Source organism: Paenibacillus sp. DCT19, from assembly GCF_003268635.1.
Classification (GTDB): domain Bacteria; phylum Bacillota; class Bacilli; order Paenibacillales; family Paenibacillaceae; genus Paenibacillus.
In genome coordinates, this window is record NZ_CP029639.1 from 1,689,269 (window position 1) to 1,709,104 (window position 19,836).

A 19,836-nucleotide genomic window follows, 5' to 3' on the forward strand; every position below is an offset into this window, starting at 1 on the left:
TAAACCGATCATATGTTCTGTATAATGGAACGAAAAGGAAGTGTAGCTGTTGATTCAATCTGCATTTAAACATATCGACGTGGCAGTGACTTCACTTATTGATATATGTGACCAGCTGTCTGAGCAAGATTTAAAGTTAACTCCCATTGAAGGCAAGAGACCTGTTGGAGAGTTGCTATCCCATCTATCGGTCATTTGCCGAGCGGATGTATACATATCAGAAGGCGCGTCCGAAGAGGATATGGCTGCCTTTTACGAACAGAACAATCCACTTACTTTATGTCAGATCAAGCAAGCTCTCGTGGACAATCAGATGTACCTGTATCAGCGGTATAGGCAGTTTAATACAGAGGAACTGTTGCAAGTGACTGATTCGTATTGGGGTGCTTCGTATAGCCGGCTGGAATGGTTGCTAGAAATTATGGGGCATGTATACCATCACAGGGGGCAGTTGTATACGATGCTCAACATGACGGGAAAAGACCTCAAGGTGAAGTTATTTGAATAGATTAAAGGTTAGTGCGATCCAATGCATGACAAATGAAGGATACATTTTGTGAATCATCGAATACATAGAAGGTAAGGTCGAATACGGAAGATAAGCTTCTTCAAGGGAAACGTAGACACTCACCGGCGAGGTATCTCTCAGGCACACATGAAGTTTATTTGGTGTGCGGGAAGAAATGCAAATCGTTAACCAACGGAGGGTTGCAAGATGGATAAGCAGGATACATATGATATTTTGCAAGAGATGATGGCGAAGATTCCTGAACTACAGGGGGCTTCGATGATTGAACCAATCCACAAAGGCTATTCGACTGATTCGAAATTTAAAGTCCAACGGTCTGGAGGAGAAAGCTGCTTGTTGCGGACTTATGGATGGTCTCAGCATCCTGCGAAGCAGACAGAGTACCGGATCATTGCTGAATTACACCGGAGGGAGTTCGTTGCCCACAAGCGATTGGTATAGGTCAACTGAACGAGCAACAAGGGTATATGCTTCTGAGCTACATCGAGGGGAAGATGCGGAAGAGGTTCTGCCTCGAATGGATGAACAGAAGCAGTGGAGCATTGGGATTGAAGCAGGAGAACAACTGCAACGTATGCATGAATTGCAGATCGAAGAGCCTGCAGAATCCTGGTATGCACGTAAGAGTAAGAAGCATCAGCGCTACGTAGATAAATATCATCATTGCCCTGTTCGTATGCAGCATGATCAGGCTATATTTGCATTTATTGAAGAGAATATGAAGTACATGAAGAACCGTCCTGATCGATTTCAGCATGATGACTTTCATCCAGGGAATCTGATCGTGAAGGACGAAAGGTTCGCGGGAGTTATTGATTTTAATCGTTATGATCAGGGTGATCCAGTTCATGAGTTTCTTAAGCTGGGTCTATTTGCTTCGGAGACAAGTACGCCATATTCGATTGGACAGATTCAGGGGTACTTCAACGGGGGAGATCCGGATGAACTCTTCTGGCGAATGTATTCTCTGTATATGGCAATGGCACTTATATCTTCTGTGGTCTGGATTCAACAAGTGAAGCCAGAAGAAACGGAGGATATGATGGCTAAGGTTGAGCGAGTTCGGGAGGACCATGATGATTTTCGCAGATTGATTCCTAGATGGTATAATGTGAAGAATTACTGATTCGGGACAGAATGGAAAGGAACAATGCCGTGGCACATCCAGCAACTATTCTGCTTGTGGATGATGAGCAGGAGATTATTAAACTCATGGAGATTTATTTTGGCAATGAAGGTTATCGCGTGCTTACAGCACATGATGGTATTGAAGCCCTTGCACAATTGAAGAATGAGCGGGTTGACCTCATTATCCTCGATGTCATGATGCCGAATATGGACGGCATTGAAGCGTGCATGAAGATCAGGGAAGAACAGAAGATGCCAATCATTATGCTGTCTGCCAAAAGCATGGATATGGACAAAATAACAGGGCTTAGCATCGGAGCTGACGATTATGTGACCAAGCCGTTTAACCCACTTGAACTTGTCGCTAGGGCGAAATCTCAGCTTCGTAGGTACCATACGTTTAATGAAGGTCGGGAGAAAACGGAGCATGAGCTAGTCATTGATGATCTTGTCATTAATACAGATACACATGAAGTGTGGGTGGATGAGCAGTCGGTTCGGCTAACTCCCCGCGAATTCGCGATTCTGGAGCTGTTGGCTCGTCATCAGGGTTCCGTGCTGAGTATGGAGCAGATCTACCAACAGGTCTGGAAGGAAGAGTTCATGGAGTCGAACAACACCGTTATGGTGCATATACGCAAGATTCGTGAGAAGATCGAGATGGACAGCAAACATCCGAAGTTCATACAGACCGTGTGGGGTGTAGGCTACAAGATGGTTAAGCCGTAATGAGCAATTGCATGAGCAGTATTAAACCACTGCCAAAGACCTGAACAGGGAGTACCTGAGATGAATTCAACATTGATTAATACAGTTCGTTGGAAATTTATCTATGCATTTCTGCTGAGCGGCATACTGACAGCGGCTATTTTGTATGGGGGCAGCAAGGTTGTTCAATCGATCCTGGCAGCACAGACCTATCCCAATTATTCAATTCCTGCACGGGCAGTGCGATGGCTAATCAACAACATTGGATCTATACCTTTGATGATGGTGATTGGCATTTTGGGGTTTGTACTGTTCTTTTTCTTGTTCACACGCAGGACGATCATGGTTTTGAATGAAATCACAGCGGGAATACAAGAGGTTGCCAAGGGGAGCTATCGCATCGAATTGAAGTGAAGTCATCTGACGAATTCGGCGTAGTTGCGGCCAGCATCAATCAGATGGCAGAGCAATTGCAAATATCGCTGGAAGAGGAACGGAATGCAGTTGCCGCCAAAAATGATCTGATTACAGGTGTATCTCATGATCTAAGAACGCCATTAACTTCGATTCTTGGGTTTCTGGAATACATCGAGAAGGATCGTTACCAGGATGAGATTGAAATGCGTTATTACGTTAGTATTGCTTATGAGAAGTCCCTGACGTTAAGGAAGCTCATTGATGATTTATTTGAATATACCCGGGTAAGTGGTGGGAATCTGCCTTTATCTATGACCACACTGAATCTAAACTCGTTTCTGATGCAGCTTGCCGAGGAATTCACACCTATGTTAGAAGAGGCAGGCATGACGTATACGTTTGTCGGTGGACAGGAACCATTATGGATTGAGGCTGCACCGGGAGAATTAGTGCGTGCATATGAGAACCTATTTAGTAATGCCGTTCGTTATGGCTCCAAAGGAAAGGTTATGGAGATTGGACTTGGTCTCGAAGGACAAGAAGCTGTCGTGCGAATTAGCAATTACGGTGACCCGATCCCAGCACAGGATTTGCCTTATTTATTTGACCGATTCTATCGGGTGGACAAGTCTCGCTCCCGCGAAACAGGAGGTACTGGTCTTGGGCTGGCCATTGCCAAATCCATGATAGAGCTACATCACGGCACGATCGCGGCATATAGCGATAACGGTAGAACCGATTTTGTGACTCGCTTTCCAATAGCCTCGCCACTTGCAAGTGCTCAGTCAGCAGACATTCATGCTCCCCGTTCTTAGATGAACTGTACAATTTTAGCTATGTTAAATGTGCTTGTAGCTTCTATATAAATTGAACTAAACATATACACGAGAACGGAGAGGACAGAAATAACATGGAGAAGCGGAGCGTTCGCCTTTATCCCTGGATTTTACCTTTGGAAAAGGAAATCAAAAAAATCTGGGGATAACAGCGATCGGAAGGTTATTCTGTCATCGAAGTGGCAAGTGTAACCATTCTTTAATTCAATTTATATAGCACAATCGTATGAGGGTGATTAGTTTAACGCATGTTAAGGAAATGATAAGAAGTTAATTACATTTTTATTAAGAAGTACACGGTATCCTAAACTCAATGATCGAAGTTAGATATCTACATTGAGGAGGATACCGATATGAATTCATTACTACGTACGGTTAGATCGCGATACATATACATCTGTGGAGCAAGTGCGCTGCTTAGCGCGGTGCTCCTTTTTGTCGTTTATCAAATGTTACGATTCGTGCTTAATCACCTATCTGCCGGGGGCACGTCATGGTTACCTCAGCTCATTCGCTGGGGAATTCATCATATTGGGACTCGTCCCATCGTGATCGTCGTCGGAGCAGCTTTATTCTTAACATTCTTCTGGATTCGATCACAGAAAATGTCGGATGACCTTCAGCGTATTTCCCAAATGACCCATGCTTTAGCGAATGGGGAGACGGGGGCACGCGTTGAGGTTCTGAGTGGTGGAGAACTGCGCCAGATTGCTGCTCAGCTGAACGAGATTGCCTTTCAGAGGGAACAGGAGCGAATGAATGGATCAGGGCGTGAAAGCGAGGATGACTGGAATCAGAAACAGATAACCAGCAATGAGCATATCGCAAACGTCCAAACTAACGCCGTAGTAGAGGTAGACTTACCTGTGAAACTTACCATCTATAGCATTCTCGCTTCTCTTGAAACCATTATCGAAGGACGGTACCGGGATGAAGCTGAGCTCCAACATTGGGTTCGATTGACGTATCAGAAAACATTAAACCTTCAACAAGCCCTCGATATTGCAGCGTTGCAACAGCGGGTGAGCAAGGGGGATTAACATTGAAATTTGAGATGATACCCAAGGCGAGTTCTAATCGACATGCAGAAAAAAATTCCGAAATGAGTACGCGAGAGCATGCACCGATCATGCGAGAGAAATTATCTAGACTAGAAGACTCCACTGCAAAGGGAGTACTCGGATTACGGCGAAGACTGAAGCTCAATTATAAAGTGAAACGGGGCATATATGTTGCTTTTGATGCATCTGTCGTTATCGTGATGATGTTATTCATTGGATACATGTACATGGTGATCTATGGTGAACGTATGATCCGAAGTCATCCTGTCATAACTTCCAAAATATCCTCAACGACCATTCTGAATTCAGAGGGAGCAGAAATAACCCGGCTACAAGCTGGTAAAAATGGCTATGCAGTTCATGCCGACCTAAGCGAAATGCCGGATATTTTGAAGCAAGCTTTTCTAGCTACTGAGGATCGACGCTTCTATAAGCACGATGGATTGGACTACATCGGTATTGGGAGAGCGGTGGTACAGGATGTGATTAACCTTGATCTGAGTCAGGGAGGAAGCTCTATTACGCAGCAGCTAGCCAGAAACCTATATCTGAATGGAGACAAAACATGGGTGCGCAAATTGAATGAAATGTCCATCGCCATGGCGATAGAGAAAAAATATGCAAAGGATGACATTCTGGAGTCGTATCTGAATCAGATTTACATGGGACAGGGGCAACATGGCGTAAAGGCAGCGGCTTGGCGTTATTTTGGCATTAAGGATCTGCGTCAATTAGAGCTTTGGCAGGTCGCCACGCTAGCAGGGATTCCTAAAGGACCGTCCATCTATAATCCTATAGATGACGCAGGTTTATCCAAGGATCGCCGTGCGGTAGTGCTCACACTTATGCATGAACAAGGAATAATTACGAGAAAACAAATGAAGGAAGCCCGCAAAGTGGATTATGTGCCTCCGGCTACTACAGCTTCAATGAATTCGTCTGCACCCCAGCCTGCTTACGCTTCTGCTATAGATGCGGTCATACAGGAGGCCTCGCAGTTAACTGGAAAAAGTGTAGCGGATATTCAATCTTCAGGCTGGGTCATTCATACTGGATTGAACAGTCGTGCCCAAGCAGCGATGGAAGAGGAGTTTCGCCAATCTACTCACTTCACAGATGACCGTGCCGATGAACGTGTTCAGGCAAGCATGGTCATTATCGATCAACGAAATGGAGAAGTGAAAGCGATGATGGGTGGACGCAGCCCTCAACGAGGTGACATGAATCGCGCCACTAGAGACGCCCGGCAGCCTGGCTCGGCATTTAAACCTATTATTGCGTATGGGCCAGCGCTGGAATCGGGGAAATTCAATGCAAACAGCATCTTACAGGACAAACGAGTGCGATATGGTAGCTATCAACCGAGTAATCTGGGAGGACGTTATCAAGGTTCAATCACGATGATTGAAGCACTCCGCAAGTCAGTGAATGCACCGGCAGTATGGTTGCTAAACGAGACTGGGATGCAGCGTGCTCGCCAGTTTGCTGCGCATTTGGGAATTGAGCTGGGTCAAGAAGATCTTCATTTGTCGAGTGCTCTTGGGGGATTGCATCAGGGGTATCTCCTTTGAAGATGGCTCAGGCTTACACCGTATTTGCGAACCAAGGAAGATTCAATACCGCACACCTTATTCGAGAAATTACCGATGCACAGGGACGGATCATATATGTACGTAAGGCTGAGAATAAGCAGGTCATTTCTCCCAATACAGCCAGCGTAATGACCACCATGCTACAGAATGTAGTTAGTCAGGGCACCGGAAGCAAGGCGCAATTACATGGATACCAGGTAGCGGGGAAAACAGGCACAACACAGGCTGCACTATCTGGCGTGAAGAAAGCAGCGAATAGGGATCTATGGTTTGTAGGTTATACGAATAAGTGGACTGCAGCGGTGTGGATGGGGTTTGATCATACGGATGTAGAACATTATATGCAAGCGAGTAGTGGAGCAGCGGCGAATTTGTTTGCATCGGTCATGAAGCGTGCGTTGCCATAGAGAAATGCGAAGAGGTGAAGAGCTTTCTGGAAGAAAGCGAACTTTCGAGAATTGGTTTCTCCTGAAAGTACTCGAGCAGAAAGTTACATCAGGAGCATAAGCTTCGCCTGTATCCCTGAATTTTATCTGTTCAAACTAAAAGTGCGAGTTCAGCTGAAGACTTATTTGAACGACCTTTAAATCAATAATTTAGGGGGAACAGGCGACCTCTAAGAGGAGAACAATTTATCAACGGAGTGTTGAGCAGTAATGTTCCTGGTTTTTTTATTGTAACAAATCTAACCTAACTAGGTTGTTGCTACAACATTGGTGCTTTTAGGATTTAGTTCGGAATAACTGTGGTGTACGTCGAATCATCTGATTCAGCACCTCGGACAATACCAGTCCAACGGCGATGGCGCCGGATAACATGAGTGCTTTGGCGGCAAGCTCTACGGCGGCATTATAATCATTCTGCACAAAGCTACGCATCGCATTGTAGGCCAGTCCACCTGGTACGAGGGGATAATACCGGCTACACTGAAAATAATGACAGGTGAACGGAACATCCGGGAGAATAACTGACTGATCACACCAACTGCAATCGTGGCAGCAAGTGTAGCAGGAACTGCATCGGCTGCATACTCCAGCACCACATAAATGATCCAACCAATCATACCGACAAAGCCACCGTGTAACAACATTCGCCGCGGGGCGTTGAAGATAATTCCAAACGCTGCCGAAGCAACAAAGCTGGTCAAGGCTTGCTCTATAAAATGAAGCATCATCTGCACTCCTTCGTCTTACATAAAAAGTGAAAATACAACGGCTATACCGGTGCCGATGGCAAACGCGGTTAGAAATGCCTCGGCTCCCTTAGATAACCCAGACACGAGATGACCCGCCATTAAATCCCGGACAGCGTTGGTGATAAGTAATCCAGGTACGAGCGGCATGACAGAGCCGATAATGATTTTGTCCAACTCGTGGCCTAAGCCAAGATAGACCAGCAACAGTGCCAGTATACCGATCAAAAATGAAGCCGTTAGCTCGGCAAAGAATTTGACCAGCACCAGTCGGTGAAAGGCAATCACTGCTGCATAACCGGTGCCGCCGCAGATCAGTGCGGGATAAAATCACTCCAGCCTCCGCCAAACATAATCGTAAAACAGCCGCTAGATAATGCAGCAGCCGTAAGCTGCACGGCAAAGGAGTACGAGGAGGGCTGTCCTTCGATTTGTTGTAACAATCCGTAGGCATCGATGGCAGATAACTCACCTTGCCCAATTCGCCGTGATATGGCATTCACCTCGGATACCTTGTGCAGATCCGTTGTTCGTTCGGAAATGCGAATGAGTTTGGCCGGTTCAGTTGCATCCACTGAGAAAAAAATGCCTGTAGGCACAACATAACTATGCGAATGGGGTAATCCAAGCGCAGCAGCCATACGTTTCATCGTATCTTCTACACGGTAAGTTTCCCCACCGCTCTGTAGCATGATTTTTCCTGCGAGCAGACAAGTGGCAATCACGCGCGATTGTTCTGATGCTGCTGTACTATTCCCCGCCAATTCCGTCTCAGGCTGAGGGATGGGGGGAGGGTCATGCGGTATGTATTTCAACCGGATCATACTCCGTTTCTTATAAGATAGGGCTTAAGCCGACACCATTGTATCATATTTCACACGAGAGGACGGAAACATACTGCACGAATGGGTGAACACCTTTATAAGCAGCACGAATTTACACGATAAACTAATGGAAAGGCTCCGCTTCAATACCCGTAGGGCCGAAACGGAGCCATGTTAAACTTTGAACATGAATTCAAATTACAGATGAAACTTCAAAAGTTGAACTGTTACATCAACAAAGTAATGACTAACAGCTCATACAGCACTAATGGCAAAATCGTTGGGCCAAACAAAGCTCGTGGCTCAGGATAGCCATGCATCGGCGTAACTTGAAGATATAATATCCCCCGGTCTGCGCTAATGACAACACCTTCCCATACTTGACCGTCGATATTCTGAACTTGAACCTTCTTACCAATATGTTGCCGAGCTGTATGATGAATCATATTCCGCACGCTGTGTACGGATTGAAGCATAGGTGTATTCGCCTGATAGACGACGCGTGTCGACGGTGTAGATGTAGACTCAGACATGATGCACAACCCTTCCTTCGAGTAAACTTCTTACTTCAAGGTATGCACCTGCCTATAAAAGGTGACTACACCAGCATTATTCCATAAATACGCCAACGGAGAGGTCAAGATAGGTGCTCCCATCTTCACAGATCATCAATGCAATGACTTCCGATGAAGTAGCTAAGTTTCTAGATCAGTATCAATGAACCTATGGATTCACCGGAATATCAACTGAGAACGGTGATGGGCTTAGTACCGGGTATGAGAATAACTCCATATCCAGAGCGCCTTGGGCAGAAGCACCATTCTCGATGGTAATAGATGCTTCAGCATCGGACGGATACCAGCTAACTCCTTTAATCTCAAACGCCTTTCCTTTGTTATCCTTAATATTGGTAAATGACAAACCTGAGTTGGCATTCTCAGAATCTGTAATATTGAAGTGCAGTATCATATCATTACCTTTAATTTCTTTCTTAAGGAATTTCAAATTCTGTGGACCACCCTCGATCTTACCCGATGTTGGATCAATTTGAATGTGCAGTTTATCTTTGTCCACGGCTCTAATCCCAGACGCATGTAAGGTCAGTTTTTTTGGAATAGAGAAATACATACTTTCGAAGAAAGCAGACATCCCATCCTCGGGAAGCGATGCTTCTTTTGTTGTCCATACTCTACCTTGCTCATCCACGAGCTGTAGATCATCAATGCCAAATATCTTTTTGGTATTCTTCGGATCATAGGTCATGTCCAGCACAAGCCGAGTTGGATATAACGTAGCTTGGTTTACATTAATTTGCTGACCATCTACAACTAAGGTTTCGTTAACAGGGATAACCCTTTTCATGCCTTGGGTTAAGCTGTGATCGACGGGAAATGTAATTCTCCACTCGTTTGCGTCAGCTTCTTTTCTTTCTTTAAACACTACGGTTAACTCTCGTGGAGGTAGAGATTCGGTAAAGGAAACATTGATCATATTCTCATAGATATCCTCGTCTGATGTTGGATTAGGGTACGAATAACTAAATCCAACGGGAAGATCCTCACCGTTTTTATCTAATAATTTGATATCGTACATATGGTTATCTGGGCTTTGAATGCCTTTCATCGTATAGAAAATAACCATGCGTGACTCATCCGTAATAATCCCTTCAATAGTCACAGAAGAACCATTATGCTCGTCAGTGATACCCACCTTCTGTAATAGGGATTGATCGATTGCCATCATCAGTCCTTTGTCCTGACGAATAAGACTCACAATTCCATCCATACCGGGCAATTGCTCTACGAACGAAGCAAAAGCAGGGGACACCCGGATACACCCGGTAAAAATAAGAATGATCACAGCGGCTGACACGGAGCTCATTTTCCAGCGAAGCCGGGATTTACGCTGGCGCGTAGCTTTACGAATGCCAGCTTGCACAGCCTGCTGCGTGGCGGCTTCGGGTACGGACAGGGCATCATATTCTAATTTGCGACGATGAAGTCGTTCTTCAAGGTCTTCTACAGGGTTCATTTCATCAGACATATTATGTATCTCCTTTCGTTCCTAGTTGGTCACGGAGCTGCCCGAGTGCTCGATGCAGTCGTGATTTTACGGTGCCAGTCGGAATTTCAAGAATTTCTGCAACTTCTGTTAACGAGAAACCTTCAAAATAACTCAGGATAATAATCTGTTTGCAATCTCGATCCAATGAAGATACGGCAGCAGCCAAGTCAGGGTCTTCGGGTTGATCCCAGCTACTGGATTCCTGAATATCGGTAATCTGGCTGAATCGGCTTTTGCGTTTGCGTTCATCGGCACAATAATTGAGGAGAATGCGGATTAACCAGGTGCCGAAGTAGGACGGCTCTTTTAACTTTTTGACCTTGCGAAAGGCTCTATAGGTGGATTCCTGTATCGCTTCCAGTGCATCGGCTTCGTTATGCAGATACGCATAGGCGATTCGATATAATCGGCTCTGATGCATTTCCATTAAGACTGCAAAAGCTTCGGCATCCCCTTGTTGTGCGGCAACGGTAAGCTCGGCAGGGTCACATGGCTCCTCCTTTCGTGGGTGTATTGCGTATTAGACGGCGCAGATCGCCAAACGGTTCTTGAATTTTCCAAAAAAATATTAATTCGTTTGATTGAGCCGTTCGCTCAAAATAAATAACCGCTAAACTCCATGACACAGCTAAGGAGCCTAGCGGTTAAACGGGTTTCGACATATGTGAGTAACAATTAGGACTTTGCTGCAAGGGCATCTCTCAGACATTTAGCTGTTGAAGGATTGCCTTTGTTCAGTGCAATATCCAGCGCGGTCTGTCCTGCATCGGAGAGGGCTGATGGATCAGCTCCATGCTGTAGGAGAAGCTGAATCAGTTCTGCTTGATCGGTATGGAACGCAGCAGAGTGAAGAGCATTCTGACCGTCACTATCAAGGATATTCGTCGATGCACCGTGTTCTAGTAATAAACGGACAACCTCCACCGACCGTTCCCCTGCAAGTGCGGCGTGCAGGGCAGTATTGGACGGGATAAATGAGATTTTTGAATGAGAAACAACGTTAACATCTGCTCCATGCGCTAGAAGAATACGCACCGCTTCGGCTTGTCCATAATGCGCGGCGTACCCAAGCGGGGTGAGCCCATCATTGTTTTCCGTATTGGCGAGATCAGGCAGAGAGGCGAGTAATGTTTTTATTTTGACAACATCCCCGTTCTGACTAGCTTTAAATAGTTCGTTAATCTGTTCTTCATGTTCCAAGTGGCAGGCCTCCAATCATTCTCCGAAATACATTTTCTTCACAGCATCAAGACCAGGAACAGCGAAGCAAGCGAGTGGAGATGGTAGATCATCCAGCGGGAACCATCCGATCTCACCGATGGCTCCGCCTTCTTCAAGATTCCGAGCGATACCTCCAATAATCCGTGTGGAGTAGAGAAGAGAAATCCAATGCTCCTGCTGGTCAGGCTGAATCGTCTCTGCTGTGCAGAGCAATCGGTCGATGGCGATATCTAGATTGACTTCTTCCTTAATCTCCCGAATAACTGCTGTTTCAGCAGACTCGTAAGGGTCGATTTTACCTCCGGGTATGCTCCAGGTGAATTGCTCTGGTTCACGGTTGCGCCAGACAAGTAGTACTTCTCTACGATCATTAACAATGACCGCACCTACGCCAATGCGAGGTTGAACAGTGGCGTTTTCACTCGTAGTGGACAGGGAGGGCTCGGATGCATCACCAGAACCAGAAGTAGAGACGGAGGCAGCGCGTTGAAATTGATCTATGTTAACTGACGTTTCGTTTGAGACATTCGCACGAGTAGACTGAAAAGATAGGGGCAGTTCCGTCTGTCTTGACCATTCCTCTGCAAGGATACTCATAGAGATGAGGTCATAGTGCCTTCCATCTCGTAATACGGCTGAACACTGACGTCCTTCTACCTGAAATCCAGCTTTTAGATATGCCTGCATGGCAGACTCGTTATACTCAATCACTTCCAGTGCAATCCGGTTCAGATTCAATTCATGGAAGCCATAACGCATGATCAGGGCAAGCGCATCACTACCGTAGCCTTTGCCACGATCCTTCGCATCGCCGATAGCAATGGCCAGACGCGCGGAGCGATTATTCCATTCGATTCGGTAGAGAGCGGTGAAGCCAATATATCGATTATCCTCTAGCGTACGCAAGGAAAACTCAAATCCATTATCTCTGCGGACAGAAGAAGAACCTGTTTCATCCGGCGTTAGCGGTACTGCAATGTCTGTATCTAGATTACGTAGATAGCCATAATCGTCTGTGAAACGGGATAACCGCATACAATCTTCCGGGCAGGGTGCTGCCAGTCGAACCTTGGAGCCTTGAAAATGATTAAAATGAAGTGGAGCCATGTTGCACCTCTTTTATCGATATGAAATCGTTCATTAGTTATCATTATACTACGAATGAGCCCAGATCCGAAAAATGGAATACCTGATTCACAATTCAATTCAATAATCCGTTCGTTTTGCGAGTATGTGCTTATTCGCGGTTATGTACTTGCTATGCCAAATAAAAAAAAGCAGCCTACGGGCTGCGGAGTCTTGCGTTATTTCAGATCATTTAGAAGGTTCTTTATCTTTTTATAGTGTCCACTTACTCGATCGACCATGTAATTGTACATCAATTGATTCTCCGCAAGATTCGACATTTCCTTGTCAATGTCAACGTTATTGCCGTTGTTGTTCATCGTTGTGTTGTTGTCCTCTACAATGCGGTAGGGTACGACAGGACCAGGAGTGCTAACTGGAAAATGTTTCGGATGAGTCCGGTGTAAATCCAAATTATCTGTGTTGCCTTGCTCAACGATGCGTCTGAGTTCTTCTTGGAACTCTACCGACTTCTTCTTATAATTCGGTGTGTCCGCATTGGCAATGTTGTTAGCAGTTACATTATGCCGGGTGGTTAATACTTGTAACAGCGATTCGTTACGCTTGGAAGTGTTCGTTTCGATCACGGCTCATTCTCCTTCACTGCAAAGTAATACCGTTACTCCTATAATAAGAAAATATGTTGCGTCATGTCAACAAATGACGAAAAGACAAGCGTATGCCAAAGGCTCTCACGAAGTGAAGAACCTTACTGGCATGACTGCTTGTCTGTAAATAGTACTTTTAACGTTGATTAATGGGTTACATAGATTGTTACCGCAACGACGCTAGGAATGTTGTATTTTCGCACCGTATGCAGTCCCAGCACGCATTGTCCCACCTTATGACAAAGGTGTCAGTCACCTTTGAAGTTCAGTCATGGAGTAGGACGGTTAATGTTTTTGCCATAATAGATCTCGTCCATTTCCAGCTTCAGCCACTCCGTAATTTCATGTTGTTCTGCCTTGCTCAGCTTATCCTTGGTGTACCCAAAGAGATAGTTATCCAGATCGAATTCCCGGAGCTTACACTTGGTGTGGAAAATGTTCTCCTGATAGACGTTCACATCAATCATATCAAAGCTGCTCTTAATCTCATCCGGAATGTAATTCTGGATGGAACCAATCTCATGATCGATGAACAGCTTGCGTCCACTTGTATCACGAGTAAATCCACGCACACGGTAATCCATCGTCATAATGTCTGTGTCGAAGGAATGAATGAGATAGTTCAGCGCTTTGAGGGGCGAGATTTCCCCGCAAGTGGACACGTCTATATCGGCACGGAACGTACTAATTCCTTCGCTTGGATGAAATTCCGGGTACGTATGAACCGTAATATGGCTTTTATCCAGCTGCATCACGACGTTATCGGGCAACGGCCCGGGGGATTCATCGAACGATTCCTCCGGAATTTCCACGATCGGCCCTTCGGATACGAGCATGGTTACACTAGCGCCTTGTGGAACGTAATCTTGCTGCGCCACATTCAGAACGTGTGCACCAATAATGTCGGATACATTTCTGAGAATTTTGCTTAATCGAGCCGCATTATACTGTTCATCAATATATTCAATATAAGCCTCACGTTCATCTTTGGTTTTGGTGTAACAGATATCGTACATGTTAAAGCTCAGCGATTTGGTCAGGTTGTTGAATCCGTGCAGTTGAATGCGCTGCTCGGGAGTTAATGTCATGGCTGCAGTTCCCCTTTATCCATACGACATAGTAATCGCAGTTTTAATACTACTTATACCCATATTGCTGCCAAAAAAACATGAGTAAGCCATTCAAGGCTTTTACAGCCTGGCATGACTACGACAGATACCCTAGTAACCCGGTTCGTTGCTTCACAGTATCTAATTCTCTTTTTTTACATTCATCCATTCCTTTGGTAATATTAACCTTTTGATTGTGAAACGTGATTCTTGATGGAGATGTACGAGGCGATTACTGATGAAGAGGAGGGCTATGCCACATGGAATTCAGCTTAGGGAGCGTTACTATTGTTCTCCCACCATTACTCATTTCAATGATCATGGTCATTATTATATTCCTGTTAGTAAGATGGAGCAGACAATTAGAAACAAGACGTTTTACCATTTTCTTTTACTTTTGGATCAGTACGTTTACTACACCAATCTATTCTCATGCTACAACCGAAGGCTTCTTTCAGTTATCGCTACCTATGGGATTTCTATTGATCTTATTATATTTGTCTGGGGGTAACAGCAGATACCATCCGTCTAAAATGAAAGCGAGTCTATTAGGACTCTCTGTAGCGCTATACCAGTTAATTCTTCAATATTTCGGATAGATAGATGAATCAGGATAAATAGGAGATGAGGGGAATGTCCATTTGGAAAAAGCAAATGATAATCTATATGGAATTCATAGGATTTTTGGTTATTGGCTTCATTGTTACAGAAAATGTTTTGAGAAATATTTATGAGCGTTTCAATATTCCTTTTATGGGGAACGTATGGGTTAACTGGTTTGGGGTCTCATATTTTTTGTTTTTCCTTTATACACTCATTTGTGCGCTATGTATAAAAAAGAATGCTGATTTCTTCAGGAAACGCTTCAAATCGTTGATTTTCTGGGCTTTTCTAATGGGCTCTTTGTATGTTATTTTTGTTCCATTTGTTAAAGGAGAGAATCCCTTTTAATAAAACACAAAAAGGGCCATCCCCAGTCATTTATATGACTCATGGGATAGCCCTTTTTACATCCATACAACAATGATTCAGAAGGAAGTATCTTCGTAATGCTGCACATCATTCATCCGTTCATCCTCAGCGATGGATTGAATATCCTCCGACGTTACGCTGATGATGGTATAGTCTTCATTCTGCTGTTTCTTAATCGCCTTTTCCTTCACAAAGCGTGGACTGCCTTCGCCGGCATCCTCATCATACACAAGCAATAAACCGTCGCTTTTGCGTAGCAGAAGATCATCCCGGGCTGTGAACTGCCAAGGGCCAACATACGGTTGCCGACTAATAGCAGCATAGTAATCAACCCCTTGCAGAATGGAGCGATAATACTCTTGCTTATCTTCCTTCCATTGTTCCTCTGGGTTCTGAAAGGCAGTGATGATCGACAATTTCAGATCAGGGAATGTCTCCTTCAACTCCAGCACAACTTCACAGGCCCACAGATCCACCCCATATTGCCCTGGAGTTAGCACCCATTCCAGCCCATCCTCGACAAGCGGCGTGAGGCGGGAGGCAATGGCTTTTTTGATATAAGGAATGCCCTCATGCTTCTGTCCAAAAATCTGCAGTTCATGTGCCCGATAACCGGTAATCAGCAAGTTTTTCAGCATCGGTTGCTCCTTTCAGCGCGACTCCGTACCCGAGAGCTTCGGTTACTCCGCGGTTGCGTTATCTGCACGGAAAGGATGCAGGAATTGCTTCGGAATATCCGTCTCGAATGTCATTAGCTTATCGGTTGTTGGGTGGATAAACGAGAGCACGCGTGCATGAAGTCCAAGGCGTCCGAGGTCTCTCGTGCGCGCACCGTACTTTTTGTCCCCTGCAATTGGATGTCCGAGGTCTTCCATGTGCACACGAATCTGATTTTTGCGTCCTGTTTCCAATCGAACTTCAAGCAGAGAAAACTCACGATTGGATTTAAGACGCTTGTAGTGTGTTATAGCGTGTTGTCCATCGTTCGGACGTGGACTTGAGTACATTTTCAGCGTTTTGGTTTCCTTCAGCCAGGAAGAGATCGTACCTTCCTCTTTGCTCACAGCACCTTCAACTAGAGCAACATAGACGCGATCCTGTACATTATCTTTCCAGTTGTTTTGCAGCTTCTGCTGTACCTCTTCACTTTTGGCAAACATCATCACGCCAGATGTATCCCGATCCAGACGATGCACGACAAATATCCGATTGTTTGGATTCGTACGGCGCACATGCTCCATCAACTGGCGGTAAGCTGTAAGGTCGTTGCTTCGGTCAGCGGCGATGGATAATAGACCAGCTTCCTTACGAATGACGATGATGTCATTATCCTCATGCAAAATAATCACACCCGTCATGGAAGGGGCAGCTACAGCGCCTTCTTTGCTAATGGATACAGTCTGACCCGGCGTGAGCGCCAGGTTGAACTTCGTCACGACCTTCTGATCCACAGATACCTGACCACGACCCAAAATGGACTTCACGGCATTCCGACCATCTTTCAAATGCTTAAGCAGGAACGGCAGCAATTCTTCTGACTCTGTCACTTGATACTGGCGAGGCGGCTCTTGTTTACGATAATAGGAATTGCCAGAGCGTTTCGATGCGCCTGATGATTTGGCTTTCGTAGATCTTGCTTGGTTGCCTGTTGTTGAAGACTTGGCAGCTAGTGGCTTGTTCGTAGCCGCTGTATTACGAGATGTAGATGCAGAGGATCTTGATGAATCGGCAGATGCAGCACCTGATCTCTGGGAACGTGCCGCTGAGGGGCGGTTCGATGACTTTCCTTTGGATGATGAATTGCCTGTGGAACGTTTACGTGTATTCATAAATTAATAATCTCCTTCTGAACAGCCTGTACCGCTTGCGTGCATACGATCCGTTCATTTCGTTATGCAGTTCAATATACCATTAACCGGGTGCAAATAAAAATAGGTGTATAGAAACTGTTATTTATCCAATCGAACGAGAGTTGAGATTCATAGAATAGGATATCTCATTGCATTGGAGGTGTTACTCTTGGGTGTATTTCTCGATATGAGAACCTCAATGAATTCAGGAAGCGTAGGATCGCCTAACACGTCTTTATCCGTATCACCAGAAGTGTTCGGGTCGATTGGGCTGCAAACCTTAGGTATTGCGAATCCCATTATCACCCTGAATGGCACGGTTGGTGTAACGGGAGAAGAGGGAGATACCTTCGTTGTTGAACTGGTACGAGGTACTGTATATGATCCGTTCTTTGTTATCTATCGTGCCGAAGGTACGGTGGGACAGACAGGCGGCGCTGAATTTCATTCTTTTACCGCACAGGATTTGGCTGCACCACCCGCGCTGGAAAGTGTATACACATCGTTTATATCAGGGGTGTCTACCGTAGCAAGAACAGGGCCTGAGATGTTCTATGGCATCGCCGCTACCAACTAGTTTTCTGCAAGGTTACCAAGAGAGAAGTTGCCGATTCATTCAGAAATACTGAACTATGACGTACCGAAATTCCTCTGTGATACTCGTAGAAGAAAATCCCGGCTCCAGTATTGTAGGAGTCCGGGATTTTCTTTGAGTTATATCTAGTCTGTGTGTGAAGCAACATTAGAGGAATTGAAATAAATTGAAGCCAAAAGAAAGCTCAGTTAGCACGTCCTTTCAGAATGATGTTGCCTGCTTTGCCAAAATCAATAGCAACTTTGCCTGCCAGAGCGGCTGTGCGCTCAGCGAGAACAACCGCATTAACGCCACAGGAGAACAGGGCGACATCGAACGTATGCTGGTTCGTTACGATCCATTGCAGCGTTTCATCCGTCTGACCCCAGTTATCGAAAGGAAGGGCTGCTGCGATCTGCAGATGATACGGTTCTTGAACAAGCCGATCGCGAAGGGCATCGATCTCGCGAGTCACGAGCAGCACCCGTTTACCAGCAAGCATGGACCAGAACCGAGGCATCTGTACAAGCTCACGGTTGACACAAGCATGGCAGGTCATTGCTGGAGAGATACCGTAGTGAGCAAATACCATATCGGTGAGCGGCCGTTTGAGATAATCCGGTGCTTTAATCGTCATGTCCCCTGGAGGCAACACCCCAACAAGATTAGCTCTCTGTATAGAAGCAGCGACGTGATCTCTGAGCTGAAAATCGGGGAGACGAAGTCCCTTTTGACCTAAATTGGCCTTGATCGCCCAACGCTCTTGAAGCACCTGCTCCACAGTCCAGACCGTTTCCTGAGACATGACAATATTCTCGCCATCGCCCACGCGAACGAGAGAAAAAGGACGCTGCTCTACAAGTGCTGCTTCGAGCTGATCAAGCACACCATCCGTCTCAAGATAAATAGCATTCATCGTAGATTTGAACCTCCTTCGTATTCTATTGACCTATTCTATGTAGCCGCTACGCTAACGTTTTGTACGTTCGACCTGTAAAAGGCTATTCCATAAGTCCACTTTTGATGAGGGGATTACCTTCATCCCATCTTTTTGGTACTTAAAACCGCTCTTTTTGAACACGCAATATAAGGCGAATCTGCGGTGTATATCAATCTATTTTGTGAAAAGTAGTTCAAGTGTACTGACCGATTCTACCTCTATTTCATACGTTGTAGAGATGGCGGATAAGAGAATTACGCTATGAAAGATAGATGGAATGCAGCAACGCAAACCATTTATTTCTGCAAGGCATAGGCTGCAAAACTATGAAAATGGTTCAAAGGCAACCAGAAGAGGTTGTTCCAGAAGTCCGCATAAACAAGGAGGGATGTTATGTCTAGGAAAGTCGTTATTGAGATCAACTTCAACAATTATGGCATGGATCCGCAGCGGTTAACGAGAGAATGGCTAGAGCGACGGATGAGCATCTTTCGTACTTTTACCTTGCATTGCCTCAAGGCGCAGACGAATCAGGATTTCCTTACCGTAGTGAAGCTGTCGAAGGAATCAGGAGAGTTGATGCAAGAGATTCTTGCGGAACAGGAGCCGTTGCCTTCTAATATTCGCTTTGGAACCAACATCGAGAGTGTACGTGCCATTCTATCTTATGCACAAGGGGCAGAACACATCTATATTGCACGTCTGGATTCGGATGATCTGTACCACCGTACCTTCGTTCAACAGTTGTACGATATTCAGCCACAGCCGGAGACGATGGCATTGATTAATCAGAACGGCTACCTGTGGGATAGTGTGAATCATGAGATGGCACCAGCGTTTCATCGTTCCCCGCAGTTCTATGTCTACCTGTACCGGACGGAGGAATACGCTGCAGGTTATCGGGTGAAGCTGCCAGGCCGCGGAACGCACGGAAATGTAATTGATCTGCCACACGAACTGCTTGCACCTCGCAATTATATCAATATCGTGCATAGCAGCAACACATCAGTCAAAAAGGTACCACCCAAAGATCGTTTAAGCCGAGAAGAAATGGCTCAGGTATTACGTGAATTCATGATCTAACGA

The 19,836-nt window shown here is 45.4% G+C and carries 20 protein-coding genes and 4 pseudogenes; 11 read left to right on the plus strand and 13 right to left on the minus strand.

Annotated features, from left to right (window positions below; translation table 11 throughout):
- Window positions 1–49: 49 nt before the first annotated feature.
- The 8 genes and pseudogenes from DMB88_RS07430 to DMB88_RS30905 all read left to right on the plus strand — a co-directional run bounded on the left by DMB88_RS07430 (window position 50) and on the right by DMB88_RS30905 (window position 6,678).
- Window positions 50–508 carry a DinB family protein gene (locus DMB88_RS07430; RefSeq protein WP_128100832.1) on the plus strand — a complete coding sequence of 153 codons (459 nt, stop codon included), beginning with the start codon at window positions 50–52 and terminating at the stop codon, window positions 506–508.
- A gap of 207 nt (window positions 509–715) precedes the next feature.
- A complete protein-coding gene (locus tag DMB88_RS30175) occupies window positions 716–970 on the plus strand; it encodes a hypothetical protein (protein ID WP_164848639.1) in 255 nt (84 codons plus the stop codon).
- Entirely contained in the window at window positions 948–1,655 is a 708-nt protein-coding gene (locus tag DMB88_RS07435; protein ID WP_164848640.1) for an aminoglycoside phosphotransferase family protein, read from the plus strand. Before DMB88_RS30175 ends, DMB88_RS07435 begins: the two co-directional genes overlap by 23 nt.
- Window positions 1,656–1,666: 11 nt before the next feature.
- Window positions 1,667–2,386, plus strand: coding sequence for a response regulator transcription factor (locus DMB88_RS07440; RefSeq protein WP_174715272.1), 720 nt, complete (start codon window positions 1,667–1,669; stop codon window positions 2,384–2,386).
- 60 nt (window positions 2,387–2,446) lie between these two features.
- Window positions 2,447–3,597: pseudogene (locus tag DMB88_RS07445) on the plus strand (sensor histidine kinase).
- Between the two features lie 374 nt (window positions 3,598–3,971).
- Window positions 3,972–4,658 (plus strand): HAMP domain-containing protein, encoded by a 687-nt coding sequence (locus DMB88_RS07450; RefSeq protein WP_128100835.1) that lies wholly within the window; start codon window positions 3,972–3,974, stop codon window positions 4,656–4,658.
- Window positions 4,659–4,660: 2 nt separating this feature from the next.
- Window positions 4,661–6,250 carry a transglycosylase domain-containing protein gene (locus tag DMB88_RS07455; protein WP_254438489.1) on the plus strand — a complete coding sequence of 530 codons (1,590 nt, stop codon included), beginning with the start codon at window positions 4,661–4,663 and terminating at the stop codon, window positions 6,248–6,250.
- A gap of 2 nt (window positions 6,251–6,252) precedes the next feature.
- Window positions 6,253–6,678, plus strand: a complete 426-nt coding sequence (locus tag DMB88_RS30905; RefSeq protein WP_254438622.1) for a penicillin-binding transpeptidase domain-containing protein — start codon at window positions 6,253–6,255, stop codon at window positions 6,676–6,678.
- Between the two features lie 315 nt (window positions 6,679–6,993).
- On the opposite strand, the pseudogene DMB88_RS07460 reads toward DMB88_RS30905, so the two are convergent.
- The 10 genes and pseudogenes from DMB88_RS07460 to speD form a co-directional block, all read right to left on the minus strand.
- A pseudogene (locus DMB88_RS07460) lies at window positions 6,994–7,442 on the minus strand (threonine/serine exporter family protein).
- An 18-nt stretch (window positions 7,443–7,460) separates the two neighbouring features.
- Window positions 7,461–8,155 (minus strand): annotated as a pseudogene (locus DMB88_RS07465) (threonine/serine exporter family protein).
- A 359-nt stretch (window positions 8,156–8,514) separates the two neighbouring features.
- Complete coding sequence (locus DMB88_RS07470) at window positions 8,515–8,820, minus strand: hypothetical protein (RefSeq protein ID WP_128100836.1); 306 nt, start codon at window positions 8,818–8,820, stop codon at window positions 8,515–8,517.
- A 190-nt stretch (window positions 8,821–9,010) separates the two neighbouring features.
- Complete coding sequence (locus tag DMB88_RS07475; RefSeq protein ID WP_128100837.1) at window positions 9,011–10,330, minus strand: DUF4179 domain-containing protein; 1,320 nt, start codon at window positions 10,328–10,330, stop codon at window positions 9,011–9,013.
- A 1-nt stretch (window position 10,331) separates the two neighbouring features.
- Window positions 10,332–10,865 (minus strand): RNA polymerase sigma factor, encoded by a 534-nt coding sequence (locus DMB88_RS07480; RefSeq protein ID WP_128100838.1) that lies wholly within the window; start codon window positions 10,863–10,865, stop codon window positions 10,332–10,334.
- 161 nt (window positions 10,866–11,026) lie between these two features.
- On the minus strand, window positions 11,027–11,551 hold the full coding sequence (locus DMB88_RS07485; RefSeq protein WP_128100839.1) for an ankyrin repeat domain-containing protein: 525 nt from the start codon (window positions 11,549–11,551) through the stop codon (window positions 11,027–11,029).
- Window positions 11,552–11,566: 15 nt separating this feature from the next.
- Window positions 11,567–11,968, minus strand: coding sequence for an NUDIX domain-containing protein (locus DMB88_RS07490; RefSeq protein WP_251383059.1), 402 nt, complete (start codon window positions 11,966–11,968; stop codon window positions 11,567–11,569).
- A gap of 219 nt (window positions 11,969–12,187) precedes the next feature.
- Window positions 12,188–12,679 (minus strand): annotated as a pseudogene (locus DMB88_RS30470) (GNAT family N-acetyltransferase); the annotation flags it as partial.
- A gap of 197 nt (window positions 12,680–12,876) precedes the next feature.
- Window positions 12,877–13,284, minus strand: coding sequence for a flagellar basal body rod protein FlgB (gene flgB, locus DMB88_RS07495; RefSeq protein WP_128100840.1), 408 nt, complete (start codon window positions 13,282–13,284; stop codon window positions 12,877–12,879).
- Window positions 13,285–13,574: 290 nt separating this feature from the next.
- Window positions 13,575–14,393, minus strand: a complete 819-nt coding sequence (gene speD / locus DMB88_RS07500; RefSeq protein WP_128100841.1) for an adenosylmethionine decarboxylase — start codon at window positions 14,391–14,393, stop codon at window positions 13,575–13,577.
- A gap of 281 nt (window positions 14,394–14,674) precedes the next feature.
- On the opposite strand from speD, the gene DMB88_RS07505 reads away from it, so the two are divergent.
- Window positions 14,675–15,013 (plus strand): hypothetical protein, encoded by a 339-nt coding sequence (locus DMB88_RS07505; protein WP_128100842.1) that lies wholly within the window; start codon window positions 14,675–14,677, stop codon window positions 15,011–15,013.
- Between the two features lie 429 nt (window positions 15,014–15,442).
- Here the strand turns inward: DMB88_RS07505 and DMB88_RS07515 are convergent, their stop codons facing one another.
- Both DMB88_RS07515 and DMB88_RS07520 read right to left on the minus strand, forming a co-directional pair.
- Entirely contained in the window at window positions 15,443–16,024 is a 582-nt protein-coding gene (locus tag DMB88_RS07515; RefSeq protein ID WP_174715273.1) for an SLOG family protein, read from the minus strand.
- Between the two features lie 42 nt (window positions 16,025–16,066).
- Window positions 16,067–17,215 carry an RluA family pseudouridine synthase gene (locus tag DMB88_RS07520; RefSeq protein ID WP_254438491.1) on the minus strand — a complete coding sequence of 383 codons (1,149 nt, stop codon included), beginning with the start codon at window positions 17,213–17,215 and terminating at the stop codon, window positions 16,067–16,069.
- Between the two features lie 220 nt (window positions 17,216–17,435).
- Here DMB88_RS07520 and DMB88_RS07525 point away from each other — a divergent pair, with 220 nt between their 5' ends.
- On the plus strand, window positions 17,436–17,813 hold the full coding sequence (locus DMB88_RS07525; RefSeq protein WP_353056291.1) for a hypothetical protein: 378 nt from the start codon (window positions 17,436–17,438) through the stop codon (window positions 17,811–17,813).
- A gap of 202 nt (window positions 17,814–18,015) precedes the next feature.
- On the opposite strand, the gene DMB88_RS07530 is transcribed toward DMB88_RS07525, so the two are convergent.
- Window positions 18,016–18,726 carry a GT-D fold domain-containing glycosyltransferase gene (locus tag DMB88_RS07530; RefSeq protein ID WP_128100845.1) on the minus strand — a complete coding sequence of 237 codons (711 nt, stop codon included), beginning with the start codon at window positions 18,724–18,726 and terminating at the stop codon, window positions 18,016–18,018.
- Between the two features lie 417 nt (window positions 18,727–19,143).
- Between DMB88_RS07530 and DMB88_RS07535 the strand changes: the two genes are divergently transcribed.
- Entirely contained in the window at window positions 19,144–19,833 is a 690-nt protein-coding gene (locus DMB88_RS07535; RefSeq protein ID WP_128100846.1) for a glycosyltransferase, read from the plus strand.
- Window positions 19,834–19,836: the final 3 nt, after the last annotated feature.